Source organism: Kitasatospora sp. NPDC056181, from assembly GCF_042266225.1.
In the GTDB taxonomy this organism is placed as follows: Bacteria; Actinomycetota; Actinomycetes; order Streptomycetales; family Streptomycetaceae; genus Kitasatospora.
This window is the reverse complement of sequence record NZ_JBHJUK010000037.1, coordinates 14,160-32,038: the sequence shown is the minus strand read 5'-3', so window position 1 is coordinate 32,038 and position 17,879 is coordinate 14,160. Positions and strand designations below refer to the sequence as shown.

The window sequence follows — 17,879 nt, the reverse complement described above, 5'->3', positions numbered from 1 at the left end:
CAGGTTCCGCGGTGCAGCGGGTCGCGGTGATCGGCGCCGGGCCCGGCGGACTCTACTTCGCCGCACTGGCCAAGAAGTTGGCGCCGCACCGGGAGATCACGGTGTGGGAGCGCGACGCCCGCGACGACGCGTTCGGCTTCGGCGTGGTCTTCTCGGACGAGACGCTGGACGGCATCGCCCAGGCCGACCCGCCGGTCTTCGCCGCGCTGTCCGCCGAGTTCGCCCGCTGGAGCGACATCGACGTCCGGTACGCCGGCCAGGTGCGCACCTGCGGCGGGCACGGCTTCGCGGCACTGGACCGCAACCGGCTGCGCGCGGTCCTGCAACAGCGCTGCGCCGAGCTGGGGGTGGACGTGCGCTACCGGACACCCGCGCCACCGGTCGCCCGACTGGCGGCCGACCACGACCTGGTGGTGGCCGCCGACGGCGTGCGCTCGGCGACCCGGGCAGCCCTCGCGGAGGCCTTCCGGCCCGAACTGGACGAGCGGCACTGCCGCTACATCTGGCTCGCCACCGACAAGGTCTTCGAGGCCTTCACCTTCATCGTGGAGCAGTACGACTTCGGCGCACTGCAGGTGCACGCCTATCCGTACAGCGACCGGCGTTCGACCTTCATCGTGGAGATGGCCGAGGAGGCGTGGCGCAAGGCGGGCTTCGAGGAGCCGGCCGGGCGGGACCTGGGGCGCGGGCAGAGCGACCTGCCGAGCGTACGGCGGTGCGAGCAACTGCTCGCACCGCACCTGGACGGGCACCGGCTGATCCCGAACGCCTCGCGCTGGATCCGCTTCACCACCGTGCGCAACGCGAGCTGGCACCACCGCAACGTGGTGCTGCTCGGGGACGCCGCGCACACCGCCCACTTCTCGATCGGATCGGGCACCAAACTGGCCCTGGAGGACGCCCTCGCGCTGGCCGCCGCACTGCAGGAAAGCCCGTCGCTGGAGGGCGCGTTGGCGGCCTACGAGGCCGAGCGGCGGCCGGTGGTGGAGTCCGCGCAGCGGGCGGCGCAGGCGAGCCTGGAGTGGTTCGAGACCGTCGGCCGGCACACCGGCCAGGGCGTCGAGCAGTTCGCCTTCAACCTGCTCACCCGCAGCCGCCGGGTCACCTACGGCAACCTGCGCGCCCGGGACGCCGCCTTCGTGGACGCCGTCGACGCGGCCTACGGCGGCGCCGTGGAGGGCGAGCCGGGCGGCGGGTCGGGTGGCTGTGCAGGAGGCGAGGCGGCGGGCCGCGGCTCGACCTCCGGCGACGCGACGTCCGGCGACGCGGCTTGCGGTGGCACGACCTCCGGCGACGCGACGTCGGGCGATGCGACCGCTGCCCGCACGGGCCCCGGCGGCACGGCCCCCGACGGCGGGGGCGGCGGTGGCAGGGCGGCCGTTCCGCCGATGTTCCGGCCGCTGCGGCTGGGCCGGCTGGGGCTGCGCAACCGGATCGTGGTGCCGCCGCTGGCCACCTTCACCGCCGTGGACGGGCTGCCCAGCGGCTTCGACCGGGCCCAGCTCGCCGCCCACGTCCTCGGCGGCGCCGGTCTGGTCTTCACCGGCATGACCGCGGTCAGCGCGCAGGGCCGGGCCACCGAGCGCTGCCCGGGCCTGTGGACGGACGCCCAGGAGGCGGCCTGGCGCTCGGTCGTGCGCGCGGTCCGCGAGCTGGGTGACACCCCGCTGGGCATCCAGCTGACACACGCCGGGCGGCGCGCGTCGAGCACCGTGCCCGGCCCGGACGGGATCGGGCGCGCCCTCGCGGACGGCTGGCCGACGCTGGCGGCCTCGCCGCTGCCGTGGGAGGCGGCGGGCCCGCCGCCGCGCCCGGCCGCCCCGGCGGAACTGGCCGGTGTGGCCGCCGACTTCGCGGCCGCCGCGGCCCGCGCCGACCGGGCCGGATTCGACGTACTGGGGCTGCAGTTCGGCCACGGACACCTGGTCTCCGGGTTCCTCTCGCCGCTGACCAACCACCGCACCGACCGCTACGGCGGCCCGCTGGAACACCGGCTGCGGCTGGCCCTTGAGGTGCTCGCCGCGGTGCGGGCGGTCTGGCCGGCCGGCAAGCCGGTCGTGGTCCGGGTCTCGGCCGCCGACTGGGCGCCGGGCGGCACCACCGAGGCGGAGGCGGTGGCGATCTGCCGGGCACTGGCCGACGCGGGCGCGGACGCCCTGGACGTGTCCACCGGCGAGGTGGTCGCGCACCAGGAGGTGCCGTACGGGCGTGGCTACCAGGTGCCGTTCGCCGACCTGATCCGCCATGCGACCGGGATCCCGACCATCGCGGTCGGCGCGATCTCCGGCCACGACGACGCCAACTCGGTCCTGCTGGCCGGCCGGGCGGACCTGGTCGCGGTCGGCCGGGCCCAGCTGTACGACCCGCTGTGGACGCTGCACGCCGCGGCCGAGCAGGGCTACACCGGCCCCGGGGCGCGCTGGCCGCAGCCCTGGCAGCCGGGCAGCCGCCGGCCGCCCGGGCCCGGCGCGGACCGGGTCGCGCCCCGGCTGCGGCTGCTGCCGGAGGCGGCCGTACCGGTGCACCGCCGCTGGCTGCCGCCGCACCGCCCGGACACCCGCCCTCCTGACGCCGGCCCTCCTGACGCCGGTTCTGGTGCTGCAGGTTCTCGTGCCGCCGCAGGCCGTCCTGGTGCCGACCCTCCTGACGCGGGCCGTCCCGACGGCCCGCCGGGGCGGGCGGCGCACCGCCCGGACGGGCAGCCAGGCCACAAGCCCACCGAAGCCGTGCCGAACTGAGGGAGGACCGGATGCCCCACCTGCCCCGCTTCACCGCCGCCGCCGTCCAGGCCGCCCCCGTCTACCTGGACCCGGACGCCACCGTCGACAAGGCCGTCGCCCTGATCACCGAGGCGGCCGAGCACGGCGCCGAACTGGTGGTCTTCCCCGAGGTCTTCGTGCCCGGCTACCCCTACTGGAACTGGACGATGAACCCCGTCCAGGGTTCGCCCTGGTTCGAACGCCTCTACCTGGCCTCGGTCGACGTCCCCGGCCCGCAGGTGGAGGCGCTGTGCGCGGCCGCCCGGCGGGCCGGCGTGGTCCTGGTGATCGGCGTCAACGAACGCGGCGGGCCCGGCCTGGGCACGCTGTACAACACGCTGCTCACCATCGGCCCGGACGGCCGGCTGCTCGGCGTGCACCGCAAGCTCGTGCCGACCTGGGCCGAGAAGCTGACCTGGGCCCCGGGCGACGGCAGCTCACTGGTGGTGCACCGCACGCCGGTCGGCCCGCTGGGAGCGCTCGCCTGCGGTGAGAACACCAACCCGCTGGCCCGCTACACCCTGCTCGCGCAGGGCGAACTGGTCCACGCCGCGAGCTACATCGCGCTGCCGGTGGCGCCCGACGACTACGACATGGCGGAGGCCATCGCGCTGCGTGCGGCCGCGCACTGCTTCGAGGGCAAGGTGTTCACCGTGGTGTCCTGCTCGACGATCTCGCCCGAGATCGTCGACCTGGTGGCCGGCGACGACCCGCAGGTGCGCAAGCAGCTCGCCCGTCCGCGCGCCGCGCTCTCCGGCGTCTTCGGGCCGGACGGGCGCCCGGTCACCGAGCCGCTGGTCGACGAGGAGGGCATCGTCTACGCCGAGATCGACCTCGCGCGATGCGTCCAGCCCAAGCAGATGCACGACATCGTCGGCCACTACAACCGGTTCGACGTCTTCCGGTTGCACGTCGACAACCGCCCGCACCGGTCCGTCCACCTCGCGGACAGCCACCTCCCCGGCGGCCACCTCCCCGACCACGCCCGGCCCGACGGCCACCGGCCCTACCCCGAGCAGCAGAGCGGCACCCCACAGGAGGAAGCGTGAACGACTACGACGACACCCGGCTGGGCCGGGCCAGGGTCGGGGACAGCCCCGAACTCGCCGCCTACTACGAGGAGCTGGCCAAGCAGGAGGCGGGCGCGCTCTGGACGGTGGCGAACGAGATCGAACCCTGGTACCCGCAGCCCAAGTCCGTCCCGGTGCTCTGGCGCTACGCGGACCTGGCGCCGCTGGTCCGCAAGGCGCTGCCGCTGGTCCGGGCGGACGACGCCGGACGCCGGGTGGTGATGCTGGTCAACCCCGGCCGTCGTGAACTGAGCGCGGCCGTCGGCCTGCTGTACACCGGCCTGCAGATCATGGGCCCGGGCGAGGCGATGACCGCCCACCGCCACCAGGCCGCCGCACTGCGCTTCGTCCACGAGGGCACCGGCGCCTGGACGATCGTGGACGGCCAGAAACTCAAGGTCGGGCCGCGCGACTTCGCGATCACGCCCAACAACACCTGGCACGAGCACGGCAACGAGGCCTCGGACGAACCGGTGATCTGGCAGGACGGGCTGGACATCCCGCTGGTCAACGCGCTCGACGCCGGCTTCTACGAAGTCCACCCCGACCTCTACCAGCAGCCCGGCACGGTGGTGAACTCCTCGCTGCTCCGTTACGCGGGCACCCTGCTGCCGTACGGGGTCGAGCAGTGGAGCCGCCCGTACTCCCCCCTGCTCGGCTGGCCCTGGGAGCCCAGCTACGAGGCGCTGTGCCGGCTGGCCCGGACGGGCGAAGGGTCCCCGTACGACGGCGTGATCATGGAGTACGCCAACCCCGTCACCGGCGGTTCCGTGATGCCGACCATGAGCGCCCACCTGCAACTGCTGCGTCCGGGCCAGGCCACCCTGGCGCACCGGCACACCGGCTCGGTCGTCTACACCGCGGCCAAGGGCCGGGGCGTCTCGGTGATCGCCGGGCAGCGCTTCGAGTGGCAGCAGGGCGACATCTTCGTGGTCCCGTCCTGGGCCTGGCACGAGCACGCGAACTCCGACCCGGGCGAGGACGCCTGCCTCTTCTCGTTCAACGACTTCCCGGTGATGCGCTCGCTCGGCATGTACCGCGAGGAGGCCCACCCGGACAACGGCGGCCACCAGGCCGTCCTCTCGTAAGGAGCTTTCCGATGCACCTGCTCAGCTACCGCACCGGCGGCAGCGGCACGCCGCGCCTCGGCGCGCGGACCGGCGAGCGCGTGGCCGACCTGGCCGCGCTCGCCGCCGCGGCCGGCGCCGCGCTGCCCGGCGACCTGGCAGCGCTGATCCGGGCCGGCGAACCCGCCCTGGCCACCGCCCGCGCGCTGCTGGCCGCGGCACCGGCCGACGCGTGGCTGCCGCTCACCGCGGTCACGCTCTGCGCGCCGCTGCGCCCGGGCAAGATCGTCGGAGTCGGCCTCAACTACGTCGAGCACGTCGAGGAGTCGCACCGCTCGCTCGACACCGAGCGCGAACTGCCCGACCGCCCGGTGCTGTTCGGCAAACCGGCCACCGCCGTCACCGGACCGGGCGGGCCGATCCTGCACAACGCCGACCTGACCAAGCAGCTCGACTGGGAGTGCGAACTGGCCGTGGTGATCGGCCGTACCGCCCGCCGGGTCACCGAGGCGGACGCGCTGCGGCACGTCTTCGGCTACAGCATCGTCAACGACGTCAGCGCGCGCGACCAGCGCCGCTCCGGGCAGTGGTTCTTCTCCAAGGGCCAGGACTCCTACTGCCCGTTCGGGCCGGTCGTGGTCACCGCCGACGAGATCCCCGACCCGCAGAACCTCGGTCTCTCGCTCAAGGTCAACGGCGTGACCAAGCAGGACTCCAACACCCGCCACATGCTCTTCGGCGTCGCCCGGCTGATCGCCGACATCTCCTCCGGCATGACCCTGGAGCCCGGTGACGTGATCGCCACCGGCTCGCCGTCCGGCGTCGGCGCCGGCCTGGTCCCGCCGCAGTTCCTGCAGCCCGGCGACCTGGTGGAGGCCACCGTCGAGCGGATCGGCACGCTCGCCAACCCGGTCGTCGACGCCCGCGGCCACCAGGCAGGCTACGAGGCAGGCTACGGGGCCGACTACGGGGCCGACTACGGGGCCGACTACGAGGCCGGTCACGACGCCCGGGGCCACGACGCCCGGGGCCACGACGCCCGGGGCCACGACGCCCGGGGCCACGACGCCCTCGCCCACGACGCCCTCGCCCACGGCCTGCGGCCCGACGACGAGGGGGTGGGCGCATGACCACCTACCGGATCGGCCAGATCGTCCCGAGCTCCAACGTCACCATGGAGACCGAGGTCCCGGCCCTGCTGCGGGCCAGGGAGACGGTCGCCCCCGAGCGCTTCACCTTCCACTCCAGCCGGATGCGGATGACCAGGGTCACCCCCGAGCAACTGCGCGCGATGGACGCGGACTCGGACCGCTGCGCGCTCGAACTCTCCGACGCCCGGGTCGACGTGCTCGGCTACGCCTGCCTGGTCGCGGTCATGAGCACCGGGCCCGGCTACCACCGGGAGTCCGAGCAGCGGCTGCACCGGCGCACCGTCGAGAACGGCGCACCGGCGCCGGTGGTGACCAGCGCCGGCGCCCTGGTGGCCGGGCTGCACGTCCTCGGGGCGAAGAAGGTCGCGCTGGTCGCGCCCTACCTGCGACCGCTCGCCCGGACGGTGGTGGACTACCTGGCGCACGAGGGCATCACGGTGATCGACCACGCGGCCCTGGAGATCCCGGACAACCTGGCGGTCGCCGCCCACGACCCGGCCCGGCTGCCCGGGATCGCCGCCCGCCTGGCGCACGCCGACGCGGACGCCGTGGTGCTCTCCGCCTGCGTGCAGATGCCGTCGCTGGCGGCCGTCGAGGAGGCCGAGCAGCAGCTCGGCAAGCCGGTGGTCTCCGCGGCGATCTGCACCGTCCACCAGTTGCTGCGCGCGCTCGGGCTGCCCGCCTTCGCTCCCGGGGCGGGGGCGTTGCTCTCCGGTGCCTACGCCGGGAGCACGTCACCGGCCCAGGGGCCGACGCCCGCCGCACCGGTGTCCGGGCCGCCGGCAGTTGTCCCGCAGCCGCCCGCCGCGCCGCCGTCCGGACCACTTGGCTGCGCTCCGACAGTATGATCACGCCGGACGGCCGGCTGGAGCGGCCACGACGGGAGGAGGGCCGCCATGCCGGAGAACACGTCACGCCCCAGCTCCCTGATCCACACGATCTACGGCGAGTTCGTCCGGCGGCTCGGCGGCTGGATCTCGATAGCCGACCTGATCGCGCTGATGGCCGAACTGGACGTCGACGCGCCCGCCGTCCGGTCGGCGATCTCGCGGCTGAAGAAGGCCGGCACCCTGCTGCAGGAGCGGCGCGAGGGCACCGGCTACCGGCTGAGCCCGGAGATGGGCCCGGTCTTCGACGAGGGTGACCGCCGGATCTTCCACAGTCTGGCGCCCGCCGAACTCGCCGACGGCTGGGTGGTCGCGGTCTTCTCCGTCCCCGAGTCGGAGCGGGCCAGCCGCCACCAGCTGCGCTCGCGGCTGAGCTGGCTCGGCTTCGGCAACGCCGCCCCCGGGGTCTGGCTGGCACCCGCCCGGGTGCTGCCGGACGCCCGGCGGCTGCTGGAACGGCTCGGGCTGAGCGCGTACGTCCACCTCTTCCTGTCCGAGTACGCCGGGTTCGCCGAACTGCGCTCGGCGGTCGGCTCCTGGTGGGACTTCCCGGCGATCGAGGCGCAGTACGCCGAGTTCACCGAGGACTGGGGGCAGGTGGCCGCCGGCCTGCGCCCGCACCCGCGGATCGAGCCGGTCGAGGCGTTCCGCGCGTACGTGCCGATGCTCACCCAGTGGCGCCGGCTGCCCTACCTCGACCCGGGACTGCCGACGCCGCTGCTGCCGCCGGAGTGGAACGCCGTCGCGGCCCGCGCAGTCTTCACCGAACTGCACGGGCTGCTCGCCGAACCCGGCTTCCGGCACGTCGAGCAGCTCACCGGGCTGTCGCGCCCGGGGCTCGGCACGCACCCCGAGCCGGGGCTCACCGCACAGCAGGACCTCACCGCACAGCCCGAGCCGGGGCTCCGCACACAGCCGGACCTCACCGCACAGCAGGACCTCACCGTACAGCCCGAGCCGGAGCCCTGTCCGAAGCCGTAGCCCCAACCCGCAGCCCGACCAGGCGCCATGACGCCGGAGGAGACGCCGCCGTGACCGACCACGCCCCCGCCGACCTGCTGATCCGGTCCGGCACCGTCCACACGCTCGTCCCCGGCGAGGCGCCGCGTCGTGCGCTGGCCGTCACCGGCGACCGGATCACCGCGCTGTCCGCCGCGGCCGACGGCCTGGACCACCTGGCCGGCCCGGGGACGGAGGTGCTGGACCTGCCCGGCACCACCGTGCTGCCGGCCTTCGACGACACCCACACCCATCTGATCCTCGCCGCGCACAGCGTCCACGACGTGCCGGTCCACCGGGCCCGCGACCTCGGCGAGTTCCTCGGCCTGATCCGCGAGCGGGCGGCGAGCACGCCCCCCGGGCAGTGGATCCGCACCACGATCAACTGGCAGGAGGTCAACCTCGCCGAACAGCGCCTGCCCCGCACCGAGGAGCTGGACGCGGCCACCGACCGGCACCCGGTGCTGGTGCGGCGCGGCGCCTACAACATGGTGCTCAACACCCCCGCGCTGCGACTGGCCGGCATCACCGCCGCCACCGAACCCCCGCCCGGCGGCGTGATCGAGCGGGACGAGCAGGGCCGGTTGACCGGCCGGCTGGTCGACAAGGCGGTCGCACTCGCCGAACGGGTACTGCCGCGCCCCGCGCTCGCCGACCGGATCGAGGGCCTGCGGGCCGCGTCCGCCGACTACGCCGCGACGGGCATCGGCACGGTCCGCGACTGCCTGGTCCCGGTGGAGGACCTCGACGTGCTGCGCGCGGCCCGGCAGGCCGGTGCACTGAGCGTGCGGGTGCGCGCCCTGGTCTCCGGTTTCGGTGCCCGCACGCCCGGGCAGGTGGACGAGCTGCTCGACCGGATGGAGCCCTGGCGCGCCGAGGGCGACGCGTGGTTGAGCGTCTGGGGCGTCAAGTTCGGCATCGACGGCGGCATCGAGGCGGGTGCGCTGGACGAGCCGTACGAAGGCCGCCCGTGCTATCACGGCACGCTCCTCTGGGAGCCGCAGGAGCTGGCCGCGGCGGTCGACCGGGTGGTCGAGCGCGGCTGGCGGGTCGGCGTGCACGCATGGGGGGACCGCGGACTCCGTACGCTGCTGGACGTCTTCGAGCAGGTGCTCAAGGACCGCCCCGGGCTGGCCCCGGGCACCCTGGTCGTGGAGCACGGCGGACTGGCCCGCCCCGACCAGCGATCGCGCGCGATCGCGCTCGGCATCCCGGTCACCGTCCAGCACCCGCTGCTGCACGATGCGGCGACGGCCCAGATCCGGGCCTGGGGCGCCGAGCGGGTCCGCGGGATCTTCCCGTTGCGCGAGTGGCTGGACGAGGGCGCGTTGCTCGCGGCCGGCTCCGACTTCCCCGTCGGGCCCTACGGGGCGATGGTCTCGGTGTGGGGCATGACGACCCGGGAGACCGTGGCCGGCGCGCAGGGCGCCGAGCACGCGATCACCCGGGCCGAGGCGATTGCGCTGCACACCGTCGACGCGGCCCGGCTGGTCGGCGAGAGTGCGACGCGTGGCAGCCTGCGGCCCGGCGCGCTGGCGGACCTGACCCTCTGGCCCGCGGACCCGCTGAACTGCCCGCCGGACGAGCTGCCGCGGCTGCGGCCGGTCCGCGTCGTGCTCGGGGGCCGGACGGTGCACCGGGCCTGACGGTCGGACGGTGCACCGGGCTTGACGGTCGGACGGTGCACCGGGCTTGACGGTCGGACGGTGCCGGATCTGACGGCCGGACGGCCGCCGGGGCGCGGTCGCGGGGTGGTGGGGCGGGGCGTTCCGCGGAGGCCGATCCCGCCGGGCCAGCCTCCCGGAGGATGTGCGGTGCCCGCGTCCGGGGCGGGGGCCGTTTAACGGGCCGCCCGGGAAGTCTTGTATCGTTCCTCGCGAATCATCCAGAGGGGTGGAGGGACCGGCCCTACGAAGCCCCGGCAACTCCCCGGTCGACCCGGCGTCCAAAGTGCGCCGCACCGACCGGGATCAGTGCCAACTCCGGCCTGTCGCCAATGTGGCGCGGGAAAGATGAGGAGACACGGTGCTCTCTGTGCTGTCCTTCGCCCGGGCGCTTCCCGCCCCGGCCCTTCCGCGTACCCGTCTCGTGCCCGGCGCAGGCAATCGGCCGACCTCTTCGGCCTTCCCTCGCTGACCACACCCCCCCCGGCTCCCCGCCCGGAGCCCCCGTGAGCAGAGCCCACCTGCTGCTCGCGGGACTTGAGACGGAGTACCCACCCATGGAAAACACGAGCGGCGTCGGCGTGCTCGACAAGGTCACCTCGATCCTCGGCACCCTGGAGGCCGGTCCCGCCACCCTGGCAGGACTCGTCGCCTCCACCGGCCTGGCGCGGCCCACGGCCCACCGGCTCGCCGTCGCACTCGAACAGCACCGGCTGGTCGCCCGGGACCTGCAGGGCCGGTTCGTCCTCGGACCCCGGCTCGCCGAGCTGTCGGCGGCCGCCGGCGAGGACCGCCTGCTGGGCGCCGCCGGCCCGGTCCTCACCCACCTGCGCGACGTCACCGGCGAGAGCGCACAGCTCTACCGCCGGCAGGGCGAGATCCGGATCTGCGTGGCCGCCGCCGAGCGGCTCTCCGGCCTGCGCGACACCGTTCCCGTCGGAGTCACCCTTCCCATGAAGGTGGGATCCGCCGCCCAGATCCTGCTCGCCTGGGAGGAGCCCGAGCGCCTCCACCGGGGCCTCCAGGGCGCCCGCTTCACGGCCACGGCCCTCAGCGGCGTACGGCGCCGCGGCTGGGCGCAGTCCATCGGCGAACGAGAGCTCGGGGTCGCCTCCGTCTCCGCGCCCGTCCGGGGCCCGTCCAACCGGGTCGTGGCCGCCGTCTCCGTGTCCGGCCCGATCGAACGGCTCACCCGTCACCCCGGCGCGCGCCTCTCCCAGGCCGTCACCGAGGCGGCCAAGCTCCTCACCGAGGCCCTGAGCCACCCCTGACCGGCCGGTGTCCCTGACCGGCCGGTGTCCCTGAACAGCTGGTGTCACTGACCGGCCGAGTCCCGGCCGGCCGGCTCACCCGGACGGACCCGGCCGGCCGTGTCCTCGCGCACGCCGTGCGGGAGCAGAACCTAGATTCGGCTGACATGCACCTTCCGTGCCGTCCGCGTCCTCCCCGTGCGCCCGCAGCGCACGTGGGGGCATATCCCCGAAGGACAGGTGGCCATGACACGTCGTCCGAACATCCTGCTGATCGTCACCGACGAGGAGCGGGCCACGATCCCCCGGCCGCAGGGCTTCACGCTCCCCGCGCGGGAGCGGCTCGCCGAGCGGGGCACGACCTTCGAGCGGTACTACACCGCGTCGGCGATGTGCAGCTCCGCGCGGTCCGTCGTCTACACCGGGCAGCACCTACCGCTGACGGAGATCTACGACAACGACAACATGCCCTACATCCGGCCGCTCCGACCGGAGTTGGGCACGCTCGGCACGATGCTCCGCGAGGCCGGGTACTACGCCACCTACCAGGGCAAGTGGCACCTGTCGAACGCCTACGTCACCCCGCAGAACCCCGGCCCCACCACGGACGCGCTGGAGCCCTACGGATTCAGCGAGTTCAACGACTGGGGCGACATCGACGGCGGCGCCTGGGCCGGGCTCAAGATCGACCCGGTCATCGCCGGCCAGGCGGTGAAGTGGCTGCGCAACCGGGCCCCGGTCGTGGCGGCGGACCAGCCGTGGTTCATGGCGGTCAACTTCGTCAATCCGCACGACATCATGAGCTTCGACTACGGCGGCTCGTCCCAGGTGCAGCTCCCGTTCGGCCTCGCCCACGCCGTCGTGACCAGGCCGGCCCCCGACATCCCGGTGTACCGGCGCCGCTGGGACTTCGACCTGCCCGCCAGCCTGCACGACGACCTGTCCGGCGCGGCCCCGGCGGTGGCCGAGTTCGCGCGGATGCTCGACACCGTCTTCGGCCCGGTCGCCGACGACCGGCACTGGTACGACGGCCTGAACTTCTACCTCAACGCGATCCGCGACGTGGACCGCAGCATCGAGCTGGTCCTCGACGCGCTGGAGGCCTCCGGGCAGGCCGACCGCACCGTCGTCGTCTTCACCTCCGACCACGGCGAGATGGCCGGCTCGCACGGGCTGCGCCAGAAGGGCGGCCTGGTCTACGACGAGAACCTCCACGTCCCCTTCATCCTCAGCCACCCCGACTTCCCGAGCGGGGTGAGCACCGAGGCCCTCGCCTCCGCCGTCGACATCGCCCCGACCCTGCTGGAGTTCGCCGGCGTCGACCCGTCCGGGCGGGCCACCCGCCACCCCGCGCTCAAGGGCCGCTCCCTGCGTCCGGTGCTCGACGGCGGCACCGTCCGCGACGGCGTGCTCACCGCCATCGAGTCGGTCACCGCCCTGGACGCCTCCTTCTGGTTCGAGTTCGCCGACCCCGAGGCTCCCGGGCGGATCCAGTCCGGCGACCTGCGGCCGGACTGGACCAAGCGCGGCTTCCTGCGCGGCTACACCGATGCCCGGTACACCTTCGGCCGCTACTTCTCCCCGCTCAACCCCAACCGCCCGACCAGCCCCGAGGCCCTGTACGCGCTCAACGACGTCGTCCTCTACGACCGCGCCGAGGACCCCGCCGAGACGCGCAACCTCGCCGCCGACCCCGCGCACCGCGACCTCGTCGCCCGGTACAGCACGCTGCTGGAGGACCTCATCACCGCCGAGATCGGCACCGACACCCGCGCCTGGGTCACCGAGCGCCCCCGTCTGCTCGGCTGGCCCACCTGGCACGGCGACACCGACCAGCCCGCCGCGGCGGCGGGCACAGCCCGGCGCTGAACCCACGCCGAAGCCCGGACCCGCCGCGGCGCCGGCCGGCGGCAGGTTCCTAGGGCTTCCAGCCCCAGGCGGTGAGCATGCCGGCCGACAGGGCGGCGCATTCGTCGGAGTCCAGGTAGCGGATCGCCGCGTCCACCGCCTCGTCGTCGACCAGGCCGGTGGCGCGCATCGCGGCTCTGCTCCGGTCCCACGTGTCCGCCCAGAAGCGGCTGATGGGGCTGCCCGGCAGCAGCGGTGGCACGTGGACCTCGGCGGCGACGGACCGGAGCCCCGCTCGGCGCAGCAGGTGCGGGTACGACGGCACCCAGGAGACGTCCGTGCCGATGGTGGACCGCAGCCCCTCCCACATCGCCCGCATCACCGTGCTGTACGGCGTGCCGGGCGTCCGCCCGCGCGTCAGGTCGACCGCGTCGCTGAGCACCAGCACGCCTCCGGGGACGAGGAGTTCGGCGAGTGCGGTGATCAGGCGGTCGTGCTCGGGCAGGTGCATCAGGACGAAGCGTGCGTGGACGAGGCGGAACCGGCCGGGGGCGAAGTCCGGAGCGGTGACGTCGGCTTCGAGCAGGTCGAGCCCGGGCCGCCCGGTGAGAAAACGCACGTCGCGGTCCACGGCGAGCACGCTTGCCACCCGGGCCTCGTCGAGGAGCCGGCGGGAGACCGTGCCCGTGCCGGCGCCCACGTCGAGGCAGTGCCACCCCGGGCCGGCCCCGAGGGTCCTCAGCCGCGCCATCGTGACGTCGTCGTAGGCGAGCGCGCCGAGGTCGGTCCGTTCACCCTCGCCCGCCTGCTCGGGACGGAAGACGGCCTCGCCGTAGCGGCCGCCCGCCCCGTCCCCGCTCGCTGCGGCGGTCACGTCGCCGCCTCCGTGGTGCCGCGGGTGTCGTCGGGCCCGGGGGACCCGGGGGACCGGAGCAGCGGGTCGTCGAACGGTTTCATGGTGGGCCCTCCTCGCGCGGTGGGGGCGGCCCCGCCCCGGGGCCGCCGCGCCACCGATCCTGCACCGGAGCCCGCCGGGGCGGCCGAGGCACGCCGTGCCTGGGCCGATCGGCCCAACGGGTGCGGCGGCCCCGGCGCAGGGCGCCGAGGTGCGGGGGTTGGTTCTCGCGGGGGTGGGTGGACGGGAGACGGGCGGTGACGGTGTTCCCGCTGTGGCCGAGCGGTCGGGCTCGGGCGAGGGGCGGTCAGTACAGGGCGTCGCCCATGGGAGATCCGTCGCCCGTGACGTAGGCGCGGATCGACGCCAGGTACTCCTGGCGGCCGACACGTCCGTCGCCGTCGCGGTCCAGCGCGTCGAATGCGGCGCCGGCGTTGTCGGCCCGGTTGCCCAGTGCCCGGCGCAGGGTGGTGAACTGCGTGCGGTCCAGGGTGCCGTCCCGGTCGGCGTCGGCGAGGTCGAACAGGGCGCCCAGGGCGTACTGGCAGACGGTGTCGAACTTGTCGGCGTCCACCCAGGCGAGGTACTCCTGGTAGGTCATCAGGCCGTCGCCGTTGGCGTCCATCGCGGCCCAGGCGCGTTCGCCGGTGGTGCGTGCGGCGATGACCAGTGGATCGTCGTCGTCGCGTCCGGTTGCCCGCCGGGCGCGTTCGATCCGTACGAAGTAGTCGTGGCGGGAGGCGACACCGTCTCCGTCGGTGTCCAGCATCGCGTAGATGCGGGCCTTGGCGGTGGTGGGGTCGGCCGGGGCCTGTTGCGGTCCGGCTGGGGGGAGCAGCATGGCGGGTCTTCCTTCACGTGCGGGGCGTGTGCCGGTCGGCCGGGCCGGTCAGTGGGTGAGGCGGAGTACGAGGGTCGAGTCGACGGTGGTCTCGCCGGCCGGAGTACCGCAGCCGGTGCCGGTGCTGGTGCCCAGCGCGTTGACGGTGTCGCCCGCGTAGCGTGCGCTGTCGGCGGTGACGACGCCGGTGACGACCAGTGAGGCGGTGCCGTTCACCTTGATCACGTCGGTCCTGTCGAACCGGAAGGTGGAGCTGGATCCGTCGGTCCAGTGGACGGTCGTGGTGGACGTGTCCCCGTGTTCGTCGCCGGTGCACTCCGTGGCCGGCATGGTGACCGTCCGCTCGAAGGTACCGGTGTCCGCGGGTGCGCCGGCGGCATCCACGCACCTCATGGTGCCGGTCATGGCCAGCGTGTCGGGCAAGGGCAGGTCGGTGCCGCCTGCACCGACCGCGGTGGCGAAGACGCCGTGGGCGTCCAGCACACAGGTGGCATCGGTCGTGGGCCCGGACGGGTCGGCCTGGGCCGGGGCCCCGGCGAGCAGCGGCGCCGCGGCGAGCAGCGGGGCGGCGGCCAGCAAGGCACCACGGACAGCGATCTTCATGGGGGGTCTCCCGTGTTCTCTGCAGCGGGGAACGGGTGTACGGGTGCGTGGCCAGGAGTACCGTCGACGACGGGGACCGGCAGCTTCGGGGCCGCTGCGGTGTCGGGCCCGAGGCCGCCGCCGGGTGCGAGTGTCCACGGACGAGAACGTAGGGCACCCGGGGAATCAAGATCGCGTCACAGGCCGGGAGATCACCCGAACGGGAGGTGGCGGGAGGTGGTGGACGGCCGGGCAGCGGCGCCGTTCGCGGGCGGGGTCAGTCCAGCTCGTTCTTGTGGACGACGCCGTTCTTGACGATGAGGCGCAGGTGGCGTTCGGGATCGGCGAGGACGGACAGGTCGGTGGTCGGGTCGCCGTCGACGACCAGGAGGTCGGCCCACGCTCCCGGCGCCACGACCCCGAGCGGTGCCGCGCGGTAGGGGTCGCGGGGGCCGGACAGCCGGAACAGTTCGGCGTTGCCGGAGGTGGCCATGCGCAGGACCTCGACCGGGCTGAGGTGGGCGCCGAGCCGGACGAGCATCTCGTTCTGCCGGTGGCCGTTCCCGGGGTCGAGCACCAGGTCGGTGCCGAAGGCCAGCCGCACGCCGTGCGCACGTGCCCACGCGAAGGTGCGGGAGACGCCCTCGCACACCTCGCGGTTCTTGCGGTTGCTGTCCGCCGACGCGTAGTGGTGGTCGTCGACCTCGAACGGCTGGGTGCTCAGCCACACGTCCCGCTCCGCGAGGTGGCGGACGGTGTCCTCGTCGGCGAGGTGCCCGTGCTCGATGCAGCGCACCCCGGCCTCCACCGCGCGGCGCACGCCTTCGGAGGTGTAGACGTGCACGGTCACGTAGGTGCCCCAGTCGGAGGCCGCGGCGACCGCCGCCTCCAGTTCCGCCGTGGTGAACTGCAGCACGTCCAGCGGGTCGAACTCGGAGATGACGCCGCCGCCGGCCATCAGCTTGATCTGCGTCGCGCCCTTCCTGAGCTGCTCGCGCACTGCGGCGAGGACCCGCTCCGGCCCGTCGGCCACCCGGGTGAAGCCGATCTGTTCGGCCCGGGCCTGCGGCCCGCCGAGGGCGGTCGGGGTGTCGTAGACGGCGCCGAAGTCGCCGTGGCCGGAGGTCTGGGAGACGGCCGCCTGGCTCGGGTAGATCCGCGGCCCCGGGAAGAGCCCGCGGTCGAGGGCCCGTCGCAGCGGCTCGGTGTCGCCGGCCATGTCCCGCACCGTGGTGAAGCCGCGCATCAGCATGTCGCGGGCCGCGGCCAGGGCCTGGTAGTACACCGTGCCGGTCGGTGCGAGCTGCAGCTCCGCCAGGGTGGCGCCGATCGCGAACAGGTGGACGTGCGCGTCGGTGAGGCCCGGGATGAGCGTGCGGCCGCCGCCGTCCAGCACCGTCACGCCCCGGGCGCCACGCGGGGAGGCGCGGCCCGGCACCACCTCCGTGATCCTGTCCCGCTCGATCCGGACGTGTCCCGGTACCGCCTCCTCGCCGATCCCGTCGAAGACGCGCACGTTGGTCACCAGCAGCCCGGCACCGGAGTCGTCGACACTCATGGCGCCATCTTCGGCCGGTCACGGGGCCGGGACCAGACGGGTCACCCGAACGGACCAGAGCCGGTCCTCGGAGTCCCGCCGTACGCCGGGCCGGGAGGCGATGACCGAGGGTTCCCCGGCGTGCGCGGTGCGCGCCGGGGGGCGGTTGTGGGGTGAGGGCGGGGGTGGACGGGGAAGGACACGGACAGGGGTCGGTTGTCGGATGCTGCTGTCACGGAGGACCTATGCGCCGGGACGGACGGATGGCGAACAGTCTGCTCGCACTGCTGAGCCGGGACTGGGCGGGTGTGCCGGTCGCGCTGGTGGTGGCCGCGATGGGCGGCTTCCTCGTCGGGCTCGGTGCGACCTGGGCGGTGGCGCTCGGTGGGCTGCTGGTGGCAGCCGGTGCGGTGATGCTGGCCGGGGCCGTGCGGCACGTGGTGCTGATGGCCCGCGAGGCGGGGGAGCGGCCGATGCCGGGGACGCTGGTCGACGTGGATGGTCACCGGATGCACGTCCTGGCGGAGGGGGACGCGGCGGCCGGGCCGACCGTGGTGTGGATGCCCGGCGGACACGCGCCCGGTGAGGAGTTCGAGGAGCTGCACGCGATGGCGGCGGCCCGGACCCGCTCGGTCCTGGTCGACCGGTTCGGCACGGGCTGGAGCGATGCCGGGCCCTTCCCGCGGACCACGGCGGTGGAGGCGGAGGAACTGCTGGCGGCGTTGGAGAGGGCGGGGGAGCGGCCCCCGTTCGTGCTCGTCGGCCACTCCTTCGGCGGGTTACTGGTCGCCAACGCGGCCCGGCGGCGGCCGGATCTGGTGGCGGGGCTGGTGCTGCTGGACCCGACGCCCCTGGAGGTCATCGCCTTCGCGCCGTCCAACCGGCTGATCACGGGGATGCGCCGCAGCTTCCTGCTGGCGGCGGTGCGGCAGCTGTTCGGTGCGCACCGCGGCCGCGGCGGTCGGACCGCCCCGCAGTGCGCCGCCGCGTCGATCTTCGCCGAGCTCTCGCCGTCCGGCCTGGCCGCGGTGGGCTGGGAGACCGTGGTGTACGACGGGGATCTCGGGGACGTGCCGCTGGTGCTGGTGATACCGCGTGATCTCATCGGCGGTGAGGCGGTGCTGGCCGGTGCCCGGGACGCGGTCGAGGCCGAGCGGATCAGGAACTTCTACCTCCGGACCAGGGTCCGGTACCTGGCGGCGTCGACGGCGTCCCGGTTGGTGTACACGCCGGAGGGGACCGGCCACGACTTCCCGCGCGAGGCGCCCGGGTTCGTGGTCGGCGTGGTCGAGGACCTGGCGCGGGAGCTGCGGGTGACCAGCCGGTGAC

General features: G+C 74.3%; 14 protein-coding genes and 1 riboswitch. Of the genes, 10 read left to right on the top strand and 4 right to left on the bottom strand.

The genetic code is table 11. The features are described from left to right. Window positions 1-11: 11 nt before the first annotated feature. The 9 genes from ACFC1F_RS16675 to ACFC1F_RS16635 all read left to right on the top strand — a co-directional run bounded on the left by ACFC1F_RS16675 (window position 12) and on the right by ACFC1F_RS16635 (window position 12,716). Complete coding sequence (locus tag ACFC1F_RS16675) at window positions 12-2,738, top strand: FAD-dependent monooxygenase (RefSeq protein ID WP_376158978.1); 2,727 nt, start codon at window positions 12-14, stop codon at window positions 2,736-2,738. Between the two features lie 11 nt (window positions 2,739-2,749). Continuing rightward, window positions 2,750-3,808, top strand: a complete 1,059-nt coding sequence (locus tag ACFC1F_RS16670; protein ID WP_376158976.1) for a carbon-nitrogen hydrolase family protein — start codon at window positions 2,750-2,752, stop codon at window positions 3,806-3,808. After that, the gene (locus ACFC1F_RS16665; RefSeq protein WP_376158974.1) at window positions 3,805-4,917 is read left to right on the top strand and encodes a cupin domain-containing protein; all 1,113 of its coding nucleotides are present in this window, start codon (window positions 3,805-3,807) and stop codon (window positions 4,915-4,917) included. The genes ACFC1F_RS16670 and ACFC1F_RS16665 overlap by 4 nt, the downstream gene beginning before the upstream one ends. An 11-nt stretch (window positions 4,918-4,928) precedes the next feature. Beyond that, window positions 4,929-6,026 carry a fumarylacetoacetate hydrolase family protein gene (locus tag ACFC1F_RS16660; RefSeq protein WP_376158972.1) on the top strand — a complete coding sequence of 366 codons (1,098 nt, stop codon included), beginning with the start codon at window positions 4,929-4,931 and terminating at the stop codon, window positions 6,024-6,026. After that, window positions 6,023-6,895 (top strand): Asp/Glu racemase, encoded by an 873-nt coding sequence (locus ACFC1F_RS16655; protein ID WP_376158971.1) that lies wholly within the window; start codon window positions 6,023-6,025, stop codon window positions 6,893-6,895. Before ACFC1F_RS16660 ends, ACFC1F_RS16655 begins: the two co-directional genes overlap by 4 nt. A gap of 48 nt (window positions 6,896-6,943) precedes the next feature. Further along, a complete protein-coding gene (locus ACFC1F_RS16650; RefSeq protein ID WP_376158969.1) occupies window positions 6,944-7,915 on the top strand; it encodes a PaaX family transcriptional regulator C-terminal domain-containing protein in 972 nt (323 codons plus the stop codon). 50 nt (window positions 7,916-7,965) lie between these two features. Next, on the top strand, window positions 7,966-9,579 hold the full coding sequence (locus tag ACFC1F_RS16645) for an amidohydrolase (protein ID WP_376158967.1): 1,614 nt from the start codon (window positions 7,966-7,968) through the stop codon (window positions 9,577-9,579). A 232-nt stretch (window positions 9,580-9,811) separates the two neighbouring features. After that, a riboswitch (SAM riboswitch) is annotated at window positions 9,812-9,952 on the top strand. A gap of 202 nt (window positions 9,953-10,154) precedes the next feature. Beyond that, complete coding sequence (locus ACFC1F_RS16640; protein ID WP_376158965.1) at window positions 10,155-10,868, top strand: IclR family transcriptional regulator; 714 nt, start codon at window positions 10,155-10,157, stop codon at window positions 10,866-10,868. A gap of 225 nt (window positions 10,869-11,093) precedes the next feature. After that, entirely contained in the window at window positions 11,094-12,716 is a 1,623-nt protein-coding gene (locus ACFC1F_RS16635; protein WP_376158963.1) for a sulfatase-like hydrolase/transferase, read from the top strand. A gap of 49 nt (window positions 12,717-12,765) precedes the next feature. Here ACFC1F_RS16635 and ACFC1F_RS16630 read toward each other — a convergent pair whose 3' ends face one another. The 4 genes from ACFC1F_RS16630 to ACFC1F_RS16615 form a co-directional block, all read right to left on the bottom strand. Further along, window positions 12,766-13,569 carry a class I SAM-dependent methyltransferase gene (locus tag ACFC1F_RS16630; protein ID WP_376158961.1) on the bottom strand — a complete coding sequence of 268 codons (804 nt, stop codon included), beginning with the start codon at window positions 13,567-13,569 and terminating at the stop codon, window positions 12,766-12,768. Window positions 13,570-13,897: 328 nt separating this feature from the next. Next, window positions 13,898-14,431, bottom strand: coding sequence for an EF-hand domain-containing protein (locus ACFC1F_RS16625; RefSeq protein ID WP_376158959.1), 534 nt, complete (start codon window positions 14,429-14,431; stop codon window positions 13,898-13,900). 48 nt (window positions 14,432-14,479) lie between these two features. Beyond that, the gene (locus ACFC1F_RS16620; RefSeq protein ID WP_376158957.1) at window positions 14,480-15,034 is read right to left on the bottom strand and encodes a hypothetical protein; all 555 of its coding nucleotides are present in this window, start codon (window positions 15,032-15,034) and stop codon (window positions 14,480-14,482) included. 256 nt (window positions 15,035-15,290) lie between these two features. Then, window positions 15,291-16,571 (bottom strand): amidohydrolase family protein, encoded by a 1,281-nt coding sequence (locus ACFC1F_RS16615; protein WP_376158955.1) that lies wholly within the window; start codon window positions 16,569-16,571, stop codon window positions 15,291-15,293. Between the two features lie 242 nt (window positions 16,572-16,813). Between ACFC1F_RS16615 and ACFC1F_RS16610 the strand changes: the two genes are divergently transcribed. Continuing rightward, complete coding sequence (locus ACFC1F_RS16610; RefSeq protein WP_376158953.1) at window positions 16,814-17,878, top strand: alpha/beta fold hydrolase; 1,065 nt, start codon at window positions 16,814-16,816, stop codon at window positions 17,876-17,878. Window position 17,879 lies beyond the last annotated feature (1 nt).